Source organism: Massilia sp. 01N410, from assembly GCF_056399665.1.
Map to the genome: position 1 here is coordinate 1 of NZ_JBFTRV010000102.1, position 349 is coordinate 349.

Below are 349 nucleotides of genomic sequence, written 5' to 3' on the forward strand. Positions count from 1 at the left end.
GTTCGATCCCGGCCAGGCCGCCGCGCTCAGCCGCCATCCCGCGTATGGCTGGCTGGAGTTCGCCAACCTGCGGCGCAACATCGACACCGTCGATACGGCGCAGGCACAGGCCTTCCTCAAGCGCTATCAGGGCCAGGCCGTGGCCAACAGCTTCCGCAGCGCCTGGCTGCCCTCTGTCGCGCGCCGCCAGGACTGGCCGACRCTGCTGGCCAACTGGGYTCCSACCGAMAAYMTCGGCCTGCGYTGTGCGCAGCTGACGGCGCGCCAGGCCACCGGCAAGGTGGACCCGCAGTGGATCGGCGAAGCCCAGGATCTGTGGCGCAAGAACGGCAAGTCGCTGCCTGATGCC

At 69.6% G+C, this 349-nt stretch carries 1 pseudogene; it reads left to right on the top strand.

Annotation, left to right across the window (positions count from 1 at the left end):
* Positions 1-349: pseudogene (locus AC1DOP_RS27430) on the top strand (hypothetical protein); the annotation flags it as partial.